The 17,237-nt window shown below is 68.3% G+C and carries 17 protein-coding genes and 1 pseudogene; 4 read left to right on the plus strand and 14 right to left on the minus strand.

Translation table 11 applies throughout. From position 1 onward, the window contains the following. The first annotated feature begins 32 nt into the window (after positions 1-32). Positions 33-560: a hypothetical protein gene (locus KY49_RS14435; protein WP_052495703.1), complete on the plus strand. Its 528-nt coding sequence runs from the start codon at positions 33-35 to the stop codon at positions 558-560. Positions 561-584: 24 nt separating this feature from the next. After that, complete coding sequence (locus tag KY49_RS14440) at positions 585-1,925, plus strand: DUF2325 domain-containing protein (protein ID WP_042585355.1); 1,341 nt, start codon at positions 585-587, stop codon at positions 1,923-1,925. 15 nt (positions 1,926-1,940) lie between these two features. On the opposite strand, the gene KY49_RS14445 is transcribed toward KY49_RS14440, so the two are convergent. The 10 genes and pseudogenes from KY49_RS14445 to KY49_RS14485 all read right to left on the minus strand — a co-directional run bounded on the left by KY49_RS14445 (position 1,941) and on the right by KY49_RS14485 (position 10,868). Beyond that, complete coding sequence (locus tag KY49_RS14445) at positions 1,941-2,327, minus strand: winged helix-turn-helix domain-containing protein (protein ID WP_230461533.1); 387 nt, start codon at positions 2,325-2,327, stop codon at positions 1,941-1,943. A gap of 49 nt (positions 2,328-2,376) precedes the next feature. Beyond that, positions 2,377-2,982: a nitrogen fixation protein NifQ gene (locus KY49_RS14450; RefSeq protein WP_042585790.1), complete on the minus strand. Its 606-nt coding sequence runs from the start codon at positions 2,980-2,982 to the stop codon at positions 2,377-2,379. A 23-nt stretch (positions 2,983-3,005) separates the two neighbouring features. Further along, positions 3,006-3,431 (minus strand): TOBE domain-containing protein, encoded by a 426-nt coding sequence (locus KY49_RS14455; RefSeq protein WP_042585356.1) that lies wholly within the window; start codon positions 3,429-3,431, stop codon positions 3,006-3,008. Positions 3,432-3,599: 168 nt separating this feature from the next. Beyond that, positions 3,600-5,099 (minus strand): efflux transporter outer membrane subunit, encoded by a 1,500-nt coding sequence (locus KY49_RS14460; RefSeq protein ID WP_042585357.1) that lies wholly within the window; start codon positions 5,097-5,099, stop codon positions 3,600-3,602. Continuing rightward, positions 5,096-6,022 (minus strand): efflux RND transporter periplasmic adaptor subunit, encoded by a 927-nt coding sequence (locus tag KY49_RS14465; RefSeq protein WP_042585358.1) that lies wholly within the window; start codon positions 6,020-6,022, stop codon positions 5,096-5,098. The genes KY49_RS14460 and KY49_RS14465 overlap by 4 nt, the downstream gene beginning before the upstream one ends. A gap of 1 nt (position 6,023) precedes the next feature. Continuing rightward, entirely contained in the window at positions 6,024-6,236 is a 213-nt protein-coding gene (locus KY49_RS14470) for a DUF1656 domain-containing protein (protein ID WP_042585359.1), read from the minus strand. A gap of 34 nt (positions 6,237-6,270) precedes the next feature. Further along, positions 6,271-8,394, minus strand: a complete 2,124-nt coding sequence (locus KY49_RS14475; protein WP_042585360.1) for an FUSC family protein — start codon at positions 8,392-8,394, stop codon at positions 6,271-6,273. 29 nt (positions 8,395-8,423) lie between these two features. Next, positions 8,424-8,546 (minus strand): annotated as a pseudogene (locus KY49_RS37320) (MarR family transcriptional regulator); the annotation flags it as partial. Between the two features lie 209 nt (positions 8,547-8,755). After that, a complete protein-coding gene (locus tag KY49_RS14480; protein WP_042585361.1) occupies positions 8,756-9,052 on the minus strand; it encodes a hypothetical protein in 297 nt (98 codons plus the stop codon). Positions 9,053-9,125: 73 nt separating this feature from the next. Beyond that, entirely contained in the window at positions 9,126-10,868 is a 1,743-nt protein-coding gene (locus tag KY49_RS14485) for a tetratricopeptide repeat protein (protein WP_042585362.1), read from the minus strand. Between the two features lie 135 nt (positions 10,869-11,003). Here KY49_RS14485 and KY49_RS14490 point away from each other — a divergent pair, with 135 nt between their 5' ends. Next, positions 11,004-11,813 (plus strand): IS5 family transposase, encoded by an 810-nt coding sequence (locus KY49_RS14490; protein ID WP_042584131.1) that lies wholly within the window; start codon positions 11,004-11,006, stop codon positions 11,811-11,813. Between the two features lie 55 nt (positions 11,814-11,868). Here KY49_RS14490 and KY49_RS14495 read toward each other — a convergent pair whose 3' ends face one another. From KY49_RS14495 to KY49_RS14510, 4 genes are all read right to left on the minus strand, one after another. Continuing rightward, positions 11,869-12,345 carry a GNAT family N-acetyltransferase gene (locus tag KY49_RS14495; protein WP_042585363.1) on the minus strand — a complete coding sequence of 159 codons (477 nt, stop codon included), beginning with the start codon at positions 12,343-12,345 and terminating at the stop codon, positions 11,869-11,871. An 8-nt stretch (positions 12,346-12,353) separates the two neighbouring features. Then, a complete protein-coding gene (locus KY49_RS14500; protein WP_042585364.1) occupies positions 12,354-12,755 on the minus strand; it encodes a cupin domain-containing protein in 402 nt (133 codons plus the stop codon). 86 nt (positions 12,756-12,841) lie between these two features. Next, positions 12,842-13,669 (minus strand): AraC family transcriptional regulator, encoded by an 828-nt coding sequence (locus tag KY49_RS14505; RefSeq protein ID WP_042585365.1) that lies wholly within the window; start codon positions 13,667-13,669, stop codon positions 12,842-12,844. Between the two features lie 62 nt (positions 13,670-13,731). Next, a complete protein-coding gene (locus KY49_RS14510) occupies positions 13,732-14,700 on the minus strand; it encodes a LysR family transcriptional regulator (protein WP_042585366.1) in 969 nt (322 codons plus the stop codon). A 136-nt stretch (positions 14,701-14,836) separates the two neighbouring features. Between KY49_RS14510 and KY49_RS14515 the strand changes: the two genes are divergently transcribed. Next, positions 14,837-17,122, plus strand: coding sequence for an NADP-dependent malic enzyme (locus KY49_RS14515; protein WP_042585367.1), 2,286 nt, complete (start codon positions 14,837-14,839; stop codon positions 17,120-17,122). Positions 17,123-17,237: the final 115 nt, after the last annotated feature.

The following is a 17,237-nucleotide window of genomic DNA, read 5'->3' on the forward strand; positions in this document are numbered from 1 at the left end:
AGTGACGCGCGTTCGGTTGCAGCGAGGGCGGGATGGATGAACTGGTGCAGCAGGGTCAGGACGACGGCGTTGCACGCGGCAAGCAGTCCGCGAAAATCGTGCCGCTGAGGCGGCGCGAGGATGGGCAGCGTGCGGAGCGGATCGCGCACGTGGCCGATGCGTTTGCGCGATTGCGCGGCAGCGTGTTGCGTTTCATCGCGATGCTCGACGAGCGGCAAGACGTGGATGCACCGAACGCCGGCGCACCCGACGCGCGCCGTTTCGATGCGCTGCTGCAGTCGCTCGCGTCCAGTGCCGAACGTGCGGAATTTCGTCGCCTGCCCGAGCTGCGGCGCTGCATCGAACGCGTCGGGGCGGCGGAACGATACCGCGATGTGATCTTTTTGCATTCGCCGCCGGCGAGCGATGCCGAGCTCCGCGATGCCGCCACGGTGCTGGAGCTGCTCGACGCCGAGCTCGTCGGGCTGTGCGTCGCGCACGTGCTCGCGGGTCGCGCCGAGCACCCGTTGCCGCCGGATGCGGCGTCGATGCCGCGCAGCGGGCGCGAGCGCTTCGCCTGAACCGCCAACTGATCGAGGTCCGCGATGGAGATGCCCCCGTTTCGACTGTCCCGACTGGCACCCGGCCAACCCGGTGCGAAACAGCTGCATCCGCCGCATCCACCCGAGGACCGCTGCTGCGGCCCCGCGCCTGTCACCCGTGTGGCGTCGACCCGCCGAGCGCGCCTCGCCGAACTCGATCCGCACTTCCACTGCTCGGTGATCGGCACCTGCCTGACGACGGCGGAACTGCGCAAGCTCGTGCCTCGCCATGCCGCCGTTGATCGCGAGCAGGCCACCGACCTGCAGATCCATCATGCGGCGGTCGAGCTCGCGACGCAGGGCGGCGAAGGCGCAAAGGCGCTGCACAAGGCGCTCGATCAGCGGTACGCGCTCGCGATCAAGCGCTTCGGCGCCGCGACGGATGCCGACGCGTTGCGTGCGCTATGGGCCGATGCATTGAAGACCGGCGACGTGCCGCCCGCATACTGGGCCGTCGTCACGCATCCGGCCAGCACGCCGGAACTGCGCCAGCTTGCGTTCGGCGACGTGCACATGCTGTCGCATCTGGTGGGCGCGGCCAACCGGGCCGACATCCGGCGACTCGTCGCGCTCGAAGACGAGAACGTGACGCTCAGGAGCAAGATCGAGCGTCAGCAGCACCGGCTGCGGACCTTTGCCGTCGAACGCGACGCCGAGGTGCGCGGACTGCGGGCGACGATCGAATCGCTGAGCGCGGCGGCGAGCCGCCGTGCCGAGCCGGCCGGAGACGGCCTGCATGCGGAACTCGCACGGCTGCGTGAAGCGGTGAGCGGGCGCGATGCCGTCGTCGCGCTGCATGCGAGCCGCCGCGGCGCTGCCGAGGACCGGCTGCAGGAGGAACAGCTGCGGGTGCAGGCGCTGCGCGCGCAACTCGACGCGCAGCGCGACACGATCGAGACGATGAAGCGCGAAGCGCATGCGATCGAGCGGATGGTGCTGCGCACGCTTGCTGAAGCCGGGAGCGAGCCGACCGCGCTCGCGCGCGTGCAGGGCAAGCGCATCGTGTACGTCGGCGGCCGCCCCGGCGCGCATGCGGCGATCAGGCAGCTCGTCGAATCGGCAGGCGGCTCGCTGACGGTTCACGACGGCGGCATCGAAGACCGCAAGGGCAAGCTCGCGGCGTCGATTCCCGGCGCCGACCTGATCGTGTTCCCGGTCGACTGCGTCGATCACGATTCGATGAACACGCTCAAGCGCCTGTGCGAGCGGCACCGGATTGCTTATTACCCGCTCAGGACCGCGAGCGTCGCCAGTTTCGTCGATCTGATGACGGACGACCACGACGATACGGCGCAGTCGTCCCGCTGCAGCCGTGTATCGGCGTTCTGCCTGCGGCACGGCTAGCGCCGCATCAGGTCGTCAGGACTGCATGAGATGGGTGAGGGCCGCGATCTGTTTCGCGCAATGCTTTTGCGCTTGCAGCTCGATCGAGCGATAGAGGCGGACGATTTCCTCGCCGACCGGCGTGAGCGTGCAGCCGCCGCCGCTGTGCCCGCCTTGCTCCGACATGGTGGCGGGCGACGTCAGCGAACGGTTCAGTTCGTCGATCAGCAGCCACGCCCGGCGGTACGACATGCCGAGGCTGCGCGCGGCCGCCGAGATCGAACCGTGTTCGCGCACGGCTTCGAGCAGCGCGACTTTGCCCGGGCCGAGCGCGACCGTGTCGCCCTTGCGGATGCGCATGCGGAAACTCACGCTGGGTTCGTCGGCTGCGGGCCGCTTCGCGGCGGTGGAGGGCTTGGTCATGCGCGACAGGATACACGAACGGGCCGTGCGCGCGACGGCTGCGCGGCTGCTATTGCGTGTGCGGAAAGCAATGGGCGTAGTCGTCGCAACCGGGGCATCCCGGCGCGGGGGCGGGCGGTACGCCGAGGTTGGCCGCGATTTCGCGGGCAAGAAACTTCTTCCAGCGCAGATGCGCGACGTTGCGCGCCGCCAGCGCCGGGAAATAGCGCGCCAGCATGCCGGACACCGCATCGCGTCCGTCGAGCCCGAGGTCTCGCCACAAATGATCGGGACGCAGGCACGCGTGGGCGATGATCGCGGCGACGCATTCGGCGTCGTCGCGGCGAACCGCGCGACTGGCATCGCGCAACAGCAGTGCGCTGAGCGTTGCGACGAAGTCCGCATGCACGCTGTTCCAGAGCACGATCCTGGCAGGCGGCGCAGCGATCGCAGCCGGCTGCAGGCGCGGAAAGTGGCGGGCCAGCAGCGCGGCGAACTGTGCCTGCGAAAGGCCGAGCAGCGCGAGCTCGCCACGTCCGCCGCGTGCCGCGATGAGCGTCGCGAACAGGCGGGCGTCCGGCGCATCGGCATCGGCCGTGCCGGCCAGCAGCGTGCGCCGCTGCTGCTCGCAGGCGAGCGGCAGATTGGACGGATCGGTGCAGTCGGACGCGGACATCACGGCGCCAGCTCGCGAGGGCGTCACTCGACGCCGACGATCACGCTCGATGCCTTGAAGATTGCGGTGGCGGCCTTGCCGCTGGCGAGCCCGAGATGCTCGACGCTGTCGTTGGTCACGATCGCGACGATCTGCGCGCCGCCCGGCGCGGCGATCGCCACTTCCGAATTGACCGCGCCCTTCGTGACGGACGACACCGTGCCCGCGATGCAGTTGCGGGCCGATACCTTGCTGCTGTCGACGTCGACCATCACGACGACCGACGACGCCTTGACCAGCGCGAATGCCGCGGAGCCGGCGGAAAGGCCCAGCGACGCGGCGCTGCCGTGCGTGATGACGGCGACGATGTCGAGGCCGTCCTGCGTGCGCAGCGTGATTTCGTCGTTGACTGCGCCGGCCTTGACGGCGGTGACCTGACCGGCGAAGTGATTACGGGCGCTGGTTCGCATGGTGAATCTCCGGAATGAGGGTCGCTGCCCGGCGGGCAGCGATGGACGGAAGGGATGCGCCGGACAGTTTACCGCCGACGCGAACGGCCGGCGACGTCCGGTCGCGATGGTGCGGATCACGCATCCGCGTGGCCGCGATGGCCCGGCCGCCGTGACGCGCCGCGGAGGTCATTCCCGCGCCGCCGGGTTGGCCGACGCACTTGCGGCCGGCTGCACGGCACTTTGCGCGGCCGGCGCCGCGTCCGCTTCCCAGCCGCCGCCGAGCGCGAGGAACAGCCGCACCTGATCGGCCGCGACCTGCCCTTCGGCCGCCGCGACCTGCGCGCGCACGCTCGTCAGCGTGCGGGTCGCGTCGAGATCGGAGATGAACGACTCGCGGCCGGCCAGGTAGAGCCGGTGCGTTTCGTCGGCCGAGCTTCGCGCCGATTCATACGCCGTCAGCAACGCATCCGCACGCTGCGTGTCGGCCGCGTAGGTCGCGAGGCTCGATTGCGTTTCGCGCAGCGCGTTCAGCACGACGCCGTCGAAATGCGCGAGCGCGCCGGCGCTCGCCGCTTCGGCGTCGCGCACGCGCGCGCGCTGGCCGTTGACCGGGAAGGTCCAGCTGATCAGCGGTCCGAACGACCAGCGATTGGTGACCGGCGAGAACAGGTCGCCGGCGAGGCCGGTCGTGCCCGCCGTCGCGCCGATGCTGATCGACGGATACAGCGCGCCGGTCGCGACGCCGATCCGCGCGGTGGCGGCGGCGAGCTGCCGCTCGGCCTCGCGAACGTCAGGCCGGCGCCGCAGCAGCGCGGCGCCGTCGCCGACCGGAATCGGCTGGCGCAGCTTCGGCAGGCGTTCGCACGTGCCCACCGCCTTCGGCAGGTCGGCCGGCGCGCGCGCGAGCAGCGCGGCGAGCTGATACTGCGCGACCTTGCGGCGGCCCTCGAAGCGCGGGATGTCCGCGGCGAGCGTGCGCACCTGCGTCACGCCGCGCGTCACGTCGGTCTGGTTGCCGCGCCCCGCGTCGCGCAAGCGCTGCGACAGCGCGACCCGCTGCCGCTGCAGCGCGAGCGACTGTTTCGCGACCGCGAGCTCGTCGCCGGCCGAGCATGCTTCGACGTACGCGCGCACGACGTCCGCGACGACCGTGATGCGCGCGAGATCGCCGGCCGCCTTGACGGCCTCGCTGTCCGCGCGTGCGGCTTCGACGCCGCGCCGCAGCTTGCCGAACAGGTCGATCTCATACGACACGCTGATGCCGAGCGAGCCTTCGTTCACGACCGGCAGCTTCTTGTCGAGCAGGAACTGCTCGGCCGATTCCTGTGCGCGCTGCACACCGGCCTCCGCGCCGCCGGAAAACCCGCCCTGCGCGTTGGCGACGTCCAGCGCCGCGCGCGAGCGCGCGAGGTTCGCGGCCGCGACGCGCAGGTCGGTGTTCGACTTCAGCGCGTCCCGGACGAGCCCGTTCAGCACGGGGTCGTCGTAGAGCTGCCACCAGTTCCCGGGCAGCGCGTCGTGCGACACGAGCGTGCCGCCCGCGCCGTCGAGCGCCCCGTTCGCGAGGGGCGCATTGACGTACGCCTGCTGCGGCAGATGGTAGTCGGGGCCGACGGACTTGCACGCGCCGAGTGCGAACGCGAGCGGCGCGAGCGCCGCCGCGACATGGAGGCCGCGCTGCTTCATTGCGACGCCCCCGCCGCGCTTGCCGCGCCCGGCTTCGCATTGCCGGCGCGGCGCGTGTCCGCCTCGCGCATCGATACTGTCGCGGTGCGGCCCGCGATCATCCGGAAATCGTCCGGCACGTCGTCGAGCGCGACGCGCACCGGCACGCGCTGCGCGAGCCGCACCCAACTGAACGCCGGGTTCACGTTCGGCAGCAGGTTCGCGCTTTGCGTGCGGTCGCGATCCTCGATCGCGGCGACGATGCTCTGCACGTGGCCGCGCAACGGATGCGGCTCGCCCATCACCGTAATGTCGACGGCCTGGCCGATATGGATGCCGCGCAGCTTGGTTTCCTCGAAGTAGCCGTCGACGCGGAACGAATGCTGATCGACGACCGACAGCACCGCACGCCCGGCCGGCACGTATTCGCCGGCGCGCGGCGCGCGATCGTTCAGGTAGCCGTCGACCGGGCTCGCGATCGTCGTGCGCTGCAGGTTCAGGCGCGCGGTGTCGAGCGACACCTGCGCATCCTCGACGGCGGCCTCGCCCTGCTCGACGCGGGTGCGGCTTTCCTCGACCTGCTCGCTGGCGACGAGGTTGCCGAGCTTCAGGTTGCGTGCGTATTCGCGCTTCGCCTGCGCGAGCGTCGCGCGGCGCTGGTCGAGCGTCGCCCGCGCGAGGCGTTCGGCCAGCGCGTAGCGCGCCTGGTCGATCACGAACAGCACCTGGCCGCGCTTGACCGGCTGGTTGTCGACGACCTGCACCGACGTGATGAGGCCGGACACGTCGGGCGCGACCTGGATCACGTCGGCGCGCACGTGGCCGTCCCGCGTCCACGGCGAGAACATGTAGTAGTTGACGATCCGCCACAGCACGAGGGCGGCCACGACGACGACGATCAGCGTCAGCAGGATCTGTGCAGCGGAGAACCAGGTTTTTTTCACGTTAGGTAGCCACGAGACGGTGGGACACGATCACGACGGCGGCGAGCACGAACACGTAGATGCCGAGATCGAAGATCGAACGGTGCCAGACGAGGCGATAGAAGCCGACGCGCGCGAGCCCGGCGCGGATCACGACGTTGATCAGGTACGCGATCAGCATCAGCACGAGCGGGGCCGGCACGAAGACGCCGAAGATGTCGATTTCGCCGATCATGATCGCGGTGGCCGTTGCGTTGAAGAGAAACAGGTCATGGCTGCGCCGCTCCGGATGCCCGGGGCGCCTGCCCCGCCGCCGCGGGATACAGCGACAGCCGCAGGCCGACGAGTGCATGCAGCGTGTCGCGCAGCCGGCGATGCACGACCGGCGCCGCCCGCTGCGCGGCGACGCCGCTCGCCGCCGCGGCCGCCGGCAGCGTGCGGTCGGCCACGCGGCGCAGCGCGTCGTCGATCGTCGCGAGCAGCGCGGGCGGCGCCGGCTGGCGCGCGTTCGCTTCGGCGCAGCGCGTGAAGTGCGCGGTGACGCCGGCCAGCACGCTGTCGATCGCATCGGGCACGTCGCCGTCGAGCTTGCCGCGCCAGCGGCGCAGGTCGAGCGCGTTCAGCGCGATGCGCAGGTCGCGGAAGCTTTCGATCGACGGGTGCCGATGGTCGTCGGACGCGCCGAGGCGCGGCAGCAGCTGCGTCACGCGGTCGAGCATCCGCGACGCGTGGTTGCGCTGGTCGTCGAGCGGCTGCGTCGACGCGGATCGCGCGACGTCCTCCCAGCCCGAGCGCAACAGCCGCCGCGCGGCGAGCTCCGCGCCGAACGGCCGGGTCGCGCGGGTCCAGACGAACGCGAACAGCAGCCCGGCGACGCCCGCGAGGTTGCTGTTCAGGAACACGAAGAAATCGGCTTCGTATGCGCTCTGGATGCTGATGAAGGTCGCCGTGTTGACCGCGACGAGCATCGTCACCATATTGAACTGCGGGCGCGGCAGCAGCGTGCCGACCAGGATGAAGGGGCCTGCGAACATCAGCACGAGCATCGCGAAGTCGTGCACGTGCGGCAGCACGACGAACAGGTACAGGCCGGCGATCACGACGCTCGCGCAGGTCGCGAGGAAGAACCGGAACACCATCGGCGCCGGCTCGTCGAGCGCCGCGAAGAAGCTGCACGACACGGCCACGAGCGTGACGGCGCTCGCGCCGTCGTGCCAGCCGGAGCTGATCCACAGCGCGCACGCGACGACGATCGCGCCGACCGCCGTCAGCGTCGAGAACAGCATCATCCCGCGATCGAAGAAGCGCTCGGTGCCGCCGAGCCGCCAGTGCCGGTAGCGCGGCTGCCACACGCCCGACTCGTGCGCGATCAGCGCGCGCAGCGAGCGGCAGTCCTGCCATACGTCGATCACCTGCCGCAGCCGCCACAACGCGTTCGACAGCAGCGCGCCGTCCCAGGTCGCGAGCGCGCTGTCCGGCGGCTGCAGCGCGGCGATGCGCTCGCGCAGCCGGTCCGCGGCCGGATCGTCGACGCTGCCGGCGCTGTCGCCCCTGATCGACGGCAGCGGCGCATCGAACCATCTGGCCGCGTCGGCCAGCAGCGCGTCGAGCCCGGGCGGGCGCAGGTGCAGGTCGCGCATCAGCGCGATCAGCGGATCGGCGAGCGACGAGATCAGCGGCAGGAACAGCTGCATCCGGCCGCTCAATGCCTGTGCGCGCGACAGGATGCGCGGATGCGCGTGGTCGTAGCTGAGCTGGCTCAGCAGGAATTCGAGCCCCGTGATCGTTGCCGCGAGGCGCTGCCGGCACGCGGACAGCGCCTTGCCGGCGATGTGCCCGGACAACGTCTCGCGGCCGTAGAACGCGGCATCCTTGAACCACGCGTCCGTGCGCTCGATCAGCGTCGGCGCGAGCCGGCTCGGAAAGATCGTGCTGCCGACCACGCTCGCGCAGACGATGCCGAGCACGATCTCCTCGGTGCGCGCGATCGCGACGTCGAACACCGTGGTGGGATCGGTCACGGTCGGCAGCGCGATCAGCGGCATCGAATAGCCGGCGAGCATGAACACGTAGCTGCGCGCGGTGCGGTCCGAAATCGCGAGGTAGAGCAGCGTGCCGCACCACGCGCCGACGATGAGGCTGAACAGGAACGGCGTCTCGACGAACGGCGGCACGAAGAAGATCGCGGCCGCGGCGCCGAGCGCGGTGCCGAGCGCGCGGTACAGCGCTTTCGAGCGCGTCGCGCCGACGAACGGGTTCGACACGATGTAGACGCTTGCCATCGCCCAATACGGGCGCGGCAGCTGGAAGAACAGGCCGAGATAAAGCGCCAGCATCGACGCCGCGAACGTCTTGGTCGAGAACAGCCAGTCGCGAACGCTCGGATAGGTCATGGCGCGAGATCGGCCGGCGGGGCGTGGTGCGACGCGGTGGCGTCAGGGGCGTTGAGCGCGGCCAGCACGCCGTCGCTCGTCCGACGCCATTTGCGGGCGGCGAGCACGAGCGTGCTGCTGACGGCGAGACGGAGATCGTGCAGATTGGTCATGGCCGGGATGCTGGTGGCAAGCAAATTCGATAGCAAACTATCGGTTTGGGTCATGAGTACGCCGGGCGGGCGCGGGCCTGCAAACGGCAATGTAGGGTGGGAATCGGGAAATGGTCAAGGCGTCCCGTCGAGCGCCGGCCCACCGACAGCCGCATATTCGTCTGATGTAATGGATGGGATGAGCGACGCCGGGTCGCTCGGCCATTGGGTCAGAAGCCGCTTCTTATCGCGCGCAGGAAGTCGCCGGAGGATTCGTGCGTGTTCACGGCGTTGATGATGTCGGTGAGGAACCAGGGCAGAGTCAATTGCGTATCAGGGTCGCTCACGCCGACGCTGAGCACCGGCGGTTTCGGCGTGGCGGCATCGCGCGTCGCGCAGGGGCTGGCGCGCGAGGCGCAGGTGTGCGTGTCCGGCGGGATCTGCCGGGCGATCGGCTGGGTGGCGGGCACCGATGAGCAGCCGGCAACCAGCACGACCAGGGCGACGGTAGCGCGAAGAAGCTTCATGGGATGCGTTCCATTACGTTGCTTCGACAAAATGACCGGTGACGAGTTCGTCGCTGCAGGATTGCCTCGCGATCTATTGCGCCCGCGTCGAGTCGGTCAGTGCGTCGGCCTCGCGCTTCATTTCGTCGGCTTCGGCGGAACGTCCGGTTTGGCTCAGAAGAGTGCCCAGATTCCGCAAGGTGCGAGCCTGATCCTGTCGCCAGGTCAGCGGATCGCCGTATGCGAGCTTGCGGTACAGATCCAGCGCACGGCGCCACGCGTCTTCCGCTTCGCGCGGCCTGCCCGTGCGGCTGTAGAGCACGCCCAGATTGTTCAGTATTCTCGCCTCGTCGGGCTGGTACTCGGCAGGCGCATTGCGCGAGAGCGCGTGAACGATCTGCAGCGCCTGCCGATACGCCTGCAGTGCCTTGGCCGGCCGCCGTTCAATGCGGTACAGCACGCCCAGATTGCCCAGCGTACGCGCCAGGTCGGGCTGGTAAAGCGCGGGGCTTTCGCGGGCGAGTTGCCGGCGGATCGTCAGCGCTTCCCGGTAGGCATGTTCCGCTTCCGGCAGCCGCTCGTTTGCGATATCGAAGTTGCCGAGGTTGTTCAGTGTGCGCGCAAGCGCCGGACGCCACGCGGCTGGATTGTCATGCGCGAGTGCGCGCTGGATGCCGAGCGCTTCGCGATAGGCGCGTTCCGCGTCATGCATGCGCTGAGTCGCGCCGTAGAGGATGCCGAGATCGTTGAGCGTCGTCGCGATCGCGGGCCGGTACAGGGCCGGGTCCTGCCGGGCCAGCGCGCGGTCGAGGGCGAGGGCTTCGCGCCACGCGTCCGCCGCTTCCCGCAGGCGCTGCGTGTCGCGGTACAACGTTGCAAGGTTGTCGAAGGTTTGCGCCAGCGCGGGATCGTAGGCAGAAGCGTTCACGCGGGCGAGCGCCCAGTAGATTTCGAGCGCGTGCAGCCATGCGGCTTCGGCTTCCTTTTTCTGTTGCTGCATCGCATACAGACTGCCGAGCTGGCCGAGCGTACGCGCGACGGCGGGTTGCCACGCGGCAGGCTTCTGTTGCGCAAGCGTCCGATACTGGATCAGCAGCGCGCGATATACCGGCTCCGCGCGCTCGGGCTCGTGCTGCACGAGCAGTGTGTCGGCGTAGGCGGTGGCGATGGCCACATCGTCGGGCTGCAGTGCATGGGCTTTCTCCAGGTACGGCAGCGCGTTCCATGGCATGAAGCGAAGCAGTTCGATGCTGGCCGCTTCATAGTTGCGCGCTGCGGTCAGCTGGGCGGTGCCGGGTGCTTTGGCCGCGAGCCGCATGATCAGCGCAGACGCGGCATCCAGGTCGAGGCGCTTCGCTGCCGCGTCGAGTTGCAGTTCGGCGGGGTCCCCGCTGCGCGTGATCGACAACCTGCGCAGCAGATCGTCGTAGCGTGTGTTCCATTTCGACGCTTCGGCCGCAGGGTCGATATCGGTGCGGGTCCTGATCTGCGACGCGAGGCTTTCGAGGAGGGTTTCGAGGTTGACCAACGCGGCGTCGTCTGTCGGTTCGCCGTGGCCTGACCGGGAGAAGACCGCGTGCAGCATCACGTTGGCCGCTTTCGCCAGCGCAACCCGTTGCGCGGCGGCGAGTCCGTCGCGCTGCACCGCGCGGTTCAGGCGTTCGGTGACGCTGGCGAGCGCGGGCGCGGAGACAGCGCAGCGGTTCCGCACTTCGAATCCATGCGTGACGTCGACTTCGGAAAACGACGGCACACAGGTTCCAGCCACCCCCGCAGCGGCACATGCCGTGGACAGCGCGGCCATCGCGATGCCGGACAGCGTTTTGCCAGCACTCATTTCCAGTCAGGTCTGCAGGATCACCGGGACAGCGTTGCGCGGCGCATCGCTTCGCCCGGAAAGCTGCGATGCGATCATGTGTATTGATTCTAGAGGATGTTATGAACTTTGCCGCTGATAAGGCAATATGTCGGGATGAAAACCCGCAAGCCTTATCCGAGCGATGTAAGCGACGAAGAATGGTCGTTCGTAGTGCCGTATCTGGCGCTGGTGCGAGAAGACAGTGAACAACGCCGCCACGAGCTTCGCGAGGTCTTCAATGCGCTGCGCTGGCTGATCAGAAGCGGCGCGCCGTGGCGCATGTTGCCTAATGACCTGCCCCCGTGGGAAGCGGTCTATCAACAGACGCAGCGCTGGATGCGAGCGGGCTGTTTCGAGGCGATCGTGCATGATCTGCGAGAACTGTTGCGCGTGTGCGATGGACGCAAAGCGCAACCCAGTGCCATGATCCTGGACAGCCGCACATTGCAATCGACACCGGAATCCGGTGCACGCGCCGGCTACGACGGCGCGAAGCGCCGCAAGGGTTCGAAAGTGCATCTGGCGGTCGATACTCTGGGTCAGTTGCTGGCACTGCATGTGACACCGGCCAATGAGCAGGATCGCGAACAGGTCGAGCAATTGGCGCATGCGGTACAAGAATTGACCGGCCAGAGCGTGGCGCTTGCGTACGTGGATCAGGGCTATACCGGCGAAGCGGCTCGTCAGGCAGCACAAAGCCACGGCATTGAGTTGGAGGTGGTCAAGCACACCGAGGCCAAACGCGGTTTCGTGTTGCTGCCCAGACGCTGGGTGGTCGAGCGCAGCTTCGCATGGGCCGCGCGCTTTCGACGCCTCGCGCGCGACTATGAACGCTTACCTCACACGCTGGCCGGATTCCATTTCCTCGCCTTCGCCTGTCTAATGCTGCCCAAAATCATCGACCTCATTCATATAGGTTCATAACAGGCTCTAGTGAATACCGGACCCCGGCGGCACCGCACATCGATCGACTGCTGCTTTAAAGCTCGAGCGCCATGAATCGCGTGCCTTCGATCGGGTTCTCATAGAACGGCGCGATTTCCGCGAATCCCAATCGCTCGTACAGGCGCTGAGCGAAACGGGTTTGCGCAACGGCGTCGAGAACCAGCGAGGAGAACCCCAGGTCCTTCGCGCGCCCGACCACCGAGGTGACGAGCTTTTCGCCGAGCGACAAGCCTCGCCATGCTGCGCGGACATAGAGCCGCTTGAGTTCCGCGGTTTCGCTCGAATGGCGCAGCAGGCCCGCGCAACCGGCGATCTCGCCGTCGACCTCCGCGACGAAGAACATGCCGGACGGCAGCGTATAGATCCGCTCGAACGCCTCCATCTCGGCATCGAAGCCGCGATAGGAAAGATCCATGTCGAGCCAGCGAACGTATTCGCGGATCACGGCAACGAGCGCGACGGTATCCGCGGGGAACGCGGCTTCGCGGATGACGGGCGTGTGCGTCGGCATGGCGGCAGTCAGATCCACAGGTCGTTTTCGACCGTTCTTTCGCTGGCCGTGTCGCCCGTGTTGACGACGCCGCGCGGCTCGATCAACAGCAGTTTCACTTCGGACGCCGCGTACGGCTTGTGTTCGACCCCCTTCGGCACCACGGCCATCTCGCCCGGGCCCAGCACCACGGCGCCGTCGCGGAAGTCGATGCGCAAGCGGCCTTCGAGCACGATGAATGTCTCGTCGGTGTCGGCGTGATGGTGCCAGATGAAATCGCCGACGATCTTCACGACCTTGAACTGATAGTCGTTCATTTCGGCGACGACGCGCGGCTGCCAGTGGCCGTCGATGCGGCGAATCCTGTCGAGCAGGTCGATCGTCTGGCGCTGGCCGCGATGCGCGGGCGCCTGGAGAGAAGGGTGGGACATGCCGGCTCCGTTACGGTGATGGTGTAAATGGAGCTTAGGCCGGCCGCCGGCGGGCAGTCTTGAACGATTGTGCGTGCCGGCCGCCGTCAGTCGGCGCGCGGCTGGCCCGTCATCGTCAGCCAGCGCGCGGGCGAGATTCCGTATGCGCTGCGGAAATGCCGGGTCATGTGGCTCTGGTCGGAAAAACCCGCGGCGACCGCGGCGTCCGCGAGGGGCACGCCGCGCAGCATCATCGCGCGCGCCGCTTCGAGCCGGCGCATGGTCAGGTAGCGATACGGGCTCGTTCCGTAGAAGGTGCGGAAATCCCGCGACAGGCTCCAGCGGTCCCGCCCGCTGATGGCGGCGAGCGTGTCCAGCGTGACGGGCCCGGTGCATGCGTCCTGCAGATACTCGCGCGCTCGCTGCACCGCGGCGAAATCCGCAGGCTTGCGCGTCGGCCGGGCGCCGGAGGCGATATCCAGCGCAAGCGCGAGGTCGACGATCGCGTCGTCGCGTTCGAGCGGCTCCGCGCCGTCGCGCATCCGGCTCAGCGCGGCGCGGGTCGCGTCGAACAGGCGCGGGTCGGTCGTCACGCCGCCGTCGATGAACGGCAGCGGCTTGCCGCCCAGCACGGCCTGGATCGCGGCGGGCTGCACGTAGATCATCTGATAGCGGAACCCCTCGTGCGTGCCGGCCTGGCCGTCATGGGCCTCGTCGGGATGCAGGACCATCGTTTGCCCCGGCACGCTGCTGCGCAGGCTGCGCCGATAGTGGAAGCACTGGACGCCGGCGAGGGTCAGGCCGATCGCGTAGGTGTCGTGCCGGTGCATCGAGTACGCGTTGCCGCGGAAATAGGCTTCGATGCGCTCGATGCCCTGCGTGGCTTCCGAGCGGGAAATCCAGTCGGATCGGGTCTGCTTCGTACTGCCTGTCATTGCGCTCTCCCGGCTTTGCCTGATGCTTCGGTTTCCTTGCGAATTCGCTGCGCGAGCGGGCGTCAGCCGGCCCGGCCTGCGTCCGCTTCCTGATACAGCGTGCGGAGGATCTGCGCGAAGATCGTATCGATCTCGCGCGCCACGCCCGCGCGCGTGAACGCGGCAACCGGCGGCAGCGTCCAGTCGAGCGTATACGGCACGATCGCGACGCCGGCGATGCGCACGAGCTCCTCCGCGATATCGGCGGGGACGATCGACACGGCGTCTTCGTTGGCCACGATCACTTCGCCGATCAGGCGCGACGAGTAGCTTTCGACGATCGGCACGGGCGGCGCGACGCCGGCGTGCAGGAACAGGTCGGCGATCTGCTCGCGGATCGGCGTGTGCGGCGGGCCGAGAATCCAGTCGAGCTCCGCGAGCTTGCGCCAGTTGGGCCGGCTGCGTGCCAGACGCGCGGCGAGCCGGCGGCTCGCGATCAGGCGCGGCTTCTGCTGATGCAGCACTTCGAAGCGCAACTGCGCGAGATCGACGGTCGACGACGCGCGTCCGATCACGATGTCGAGCGTGTGGTCGCTCAACTGCGCCATCAGCGCATCGCTGGTGCCTTCGTGGATCGTCATCGTGAGCCGCTGCGGCACCTGCGATTGCGTGCGCCGGATCGCCGCCGCCAGCGTGCGTCCCGAAATGAACGGAATGACGCCGATGTGCAGCCGCATCGCATGGCCGGCGACGACCGCTTCGATATCGCGGGTGAGATGGTCGAGGTCGTGCAGCATCGCCTGCGCGCGTTCGAGCACGACGTTGCCGAGCGCGGTGGGCACCATGCCGCGCGGCGAGCGGTCGAACAGCGGCCCGCCGAACATGCTTTCCAGCTCCGCCAGCGCATTGGTGACCGCCGGCTGGCTGCTCGCGAGATGCTCGGCCGCGCGCGTCAGCGAGCCGTGCTGCCGGATCTGCAGCAGCAGCACGAGGTGCCGCATTTTCAGGCGGGCGCTCAGGCGCCGGCTCACTTCCTCAATATCGAATCGCACGACTCACGAACCTTGGCCATCACGTAAACATGATGGACGCATACTAATTCAAAATGGCGCGCCCGGGACGGCTGCCTAGAATGGCGTGCTTCGATGGTCGCCGGGACGGGCCCGGCGCGTGGATGCGAGACGACACATGAACAAGACCGAACGCCAGGCCGCCCTGGAATATCACGAATTTCCGACCCCGGGCAAGATTGCCGTGTCCGCGAGCAAGCCGCTCGTCACGCAGCGCGATCTCGCGCTCGCCTATACGCCGGGCGTCGCGGTCACCTGCGAGGAAATCGCCGCCGATCCGGCCCAGGCGTTCCGCTACACGAGCCGCGGCAACCTGGTCGGGGTGATCACGAACGGCACCGCGGTGCTGGGCCTCGGCAACATCGGGCCGCTCGCGTCGAAGCCGGTGATGGAAGGCAAGGCCGTGCTGTTCAAGAAGTTCGCGGGCATCGACGTGTTCGACATCGAGATCACGGAGACCGATCCCGACAAGCTGGTCGACATCATCGCGAGCCTCGAGATGACCTTCGGCGGGATCAACCTCGAGGACATCAAGGCGCCCGAGTGCTTCACGGTCGAACGCAAGCTGCGCGAGCGGATGAAGATCCCGGTGTTCCACGACGACCAGCACGGCACCGCGATCACGGTGTGCGCGGCGTTCATCAATGGGCTGGCCGTGGTGGGCAAGGACATCAAGCAAGTGAAGGTGGTGACGTCCGGCGCCGGCGCGGCCGCGCTCGCGTGCCTGGACCTGATGGTCGATCTCGGGCTGCCGCCGGAGAACATCTGGGCGACCGACATCGAGGGCGTCGTCCATGCGGGGCGCACGGTCGCGATGGACCCGGACAAGGCGCGCTTTGCGCAGGAGACGTCGGCGCGCACGCTGTCCGACGTGATCGAGGGCGCCGACGTGTTCCTCGGGCTGTCCGCCGGCGGCGTGCTGACCGCGCCGATGCTCGCGAAGATGGGGCCGCGCCCGCTGATTCTCGCGCTGGCCAACCCGACGCCCGAGATCTTTCCGGAAGCGGCGTGCGCGGTGCGCGACGACGTCGTGATCGCGACGGGCCGTTCGGACTATCCGAACCAGGTCAACAACGTGCTGTGCTTTCCGTACATCTTCCGCGGCGCGCTCGACGTCGGCGCCACCTCGATCACGCGCCGGATGGAGATCGCGGCCGTCCATGCGATCGCGGGGCTCGCGAAGGAGGAGCCGAACGACTCGGTCGCCGCGGCCTATGGCGCGTACGATCTGGCGTTCGGCCCGAAGTACCTGATTCCGAAGCCGTTCGATTCCCGGCTGATCGTGCGGATCGCGCCCGCCGTCGCGAAGGCCGCGATGGAGGACGGCGTCGCCACGCGCCCGATCGACGATTTCGCCGCGTACGCGGATCAGCTTCAGCAGTTCGTCTACCACTCCGGCGCGTTCATGAAGCCGCTGTTCGCGGCGGCGAAGCAGTTCGTGCGCGACGGCGGCAAGGCGCGCATCGTGTTCGCCGAAGGCGAGGAGGAGCGGGTGCTGCGCGCGGTGCAGGTGATCGTCGACGAGAAGCTCGCGCGGCCGATCCTGGTCGGCCGCCCGGAAGTGCTGCTCGCCCGCATCGAGAAGTTCGGGCTGCGGTTGCGGCTCGGTGAGGACGTCGAGGTCACCAATCCGGAATACGACGAGCGCTTTCACCAGTACTGGACGACGTACTGGGAACTGCGTTGCCGCGACGGCATCACGAAGGAGATGGCGCGCGTCGAGATGCGGCGCAGGCTGACGCTGATCGGCGCGATGATGGTGCGGCTCGGCGACGCGGACGGCATGGTGTGCGGCACCGTCGGCGCTTTTCATGACCACCTGCGCTTCGTCGACGAGGCAATCGGCAAGCGGCGCGGCGCGCACGTCTATGCGGCGATGAACATCCTGCTGCTCGACCGGCGCACGCTCGCGCTCGTCGATACGCACGTCAACGACAACCCCACCGCCGAGCAGATTGCCGAGTTCACGATCGCGGCGGCGGCGCAGATGGCGTGGCTGAACCTGACGCCGAAGGTGGCGCTGCTGTCGCGCTCGAATTTCGGCTCCGGCAGTTCGGCGTCGGGCGCGAAGATGCGCGAGGTGCTCGAACGCGTCAGCGAGCAGGCGCCGGATCTCGAAATCGACGGCGAAATGCATGGCGATTGCGCGCTGGACGAAGCGCTGCGGTTGCGCATCCTGCCGACGTCGCGGCTGAAGGGCGCGGCGAACCTGCTGGTGTGCCCGAACGTCGACGCGGGGAATATCGCGTACAACCTGCTGAAGACGGGCGCGGGCAGCAACGTCGCGGTCGGGCCGTTCCTGCTGGGCGTCAATGCGCCGGTCAACATCCTGACGTCGAGCTCGACGGTGCGGCGGATCGTGAACATGGCCGCGTTGACGGTGTTGCAGGCAAACCGCGATTGAGCGCGCGGACGTTCGATGTGCAACTAACGGTCTAACCCGCCAGCGCCCGCCCGATTCGGCGGGCCGGCGGCATGACGACTTCGTTCGGGAATGCGGCCGGCACGCGCAGTGCGCG

Origin of the sequence: Burkholderia sp. MSHR3999 (genome assembly GCF_000833595.1) — a bacterium.
GTDB lineage: Bacteria > Pseudomonadota > Gammaproteobacteria > Burkholderiales > Burkholderiaceae > Burkholderia > Burkholderia ubonensis.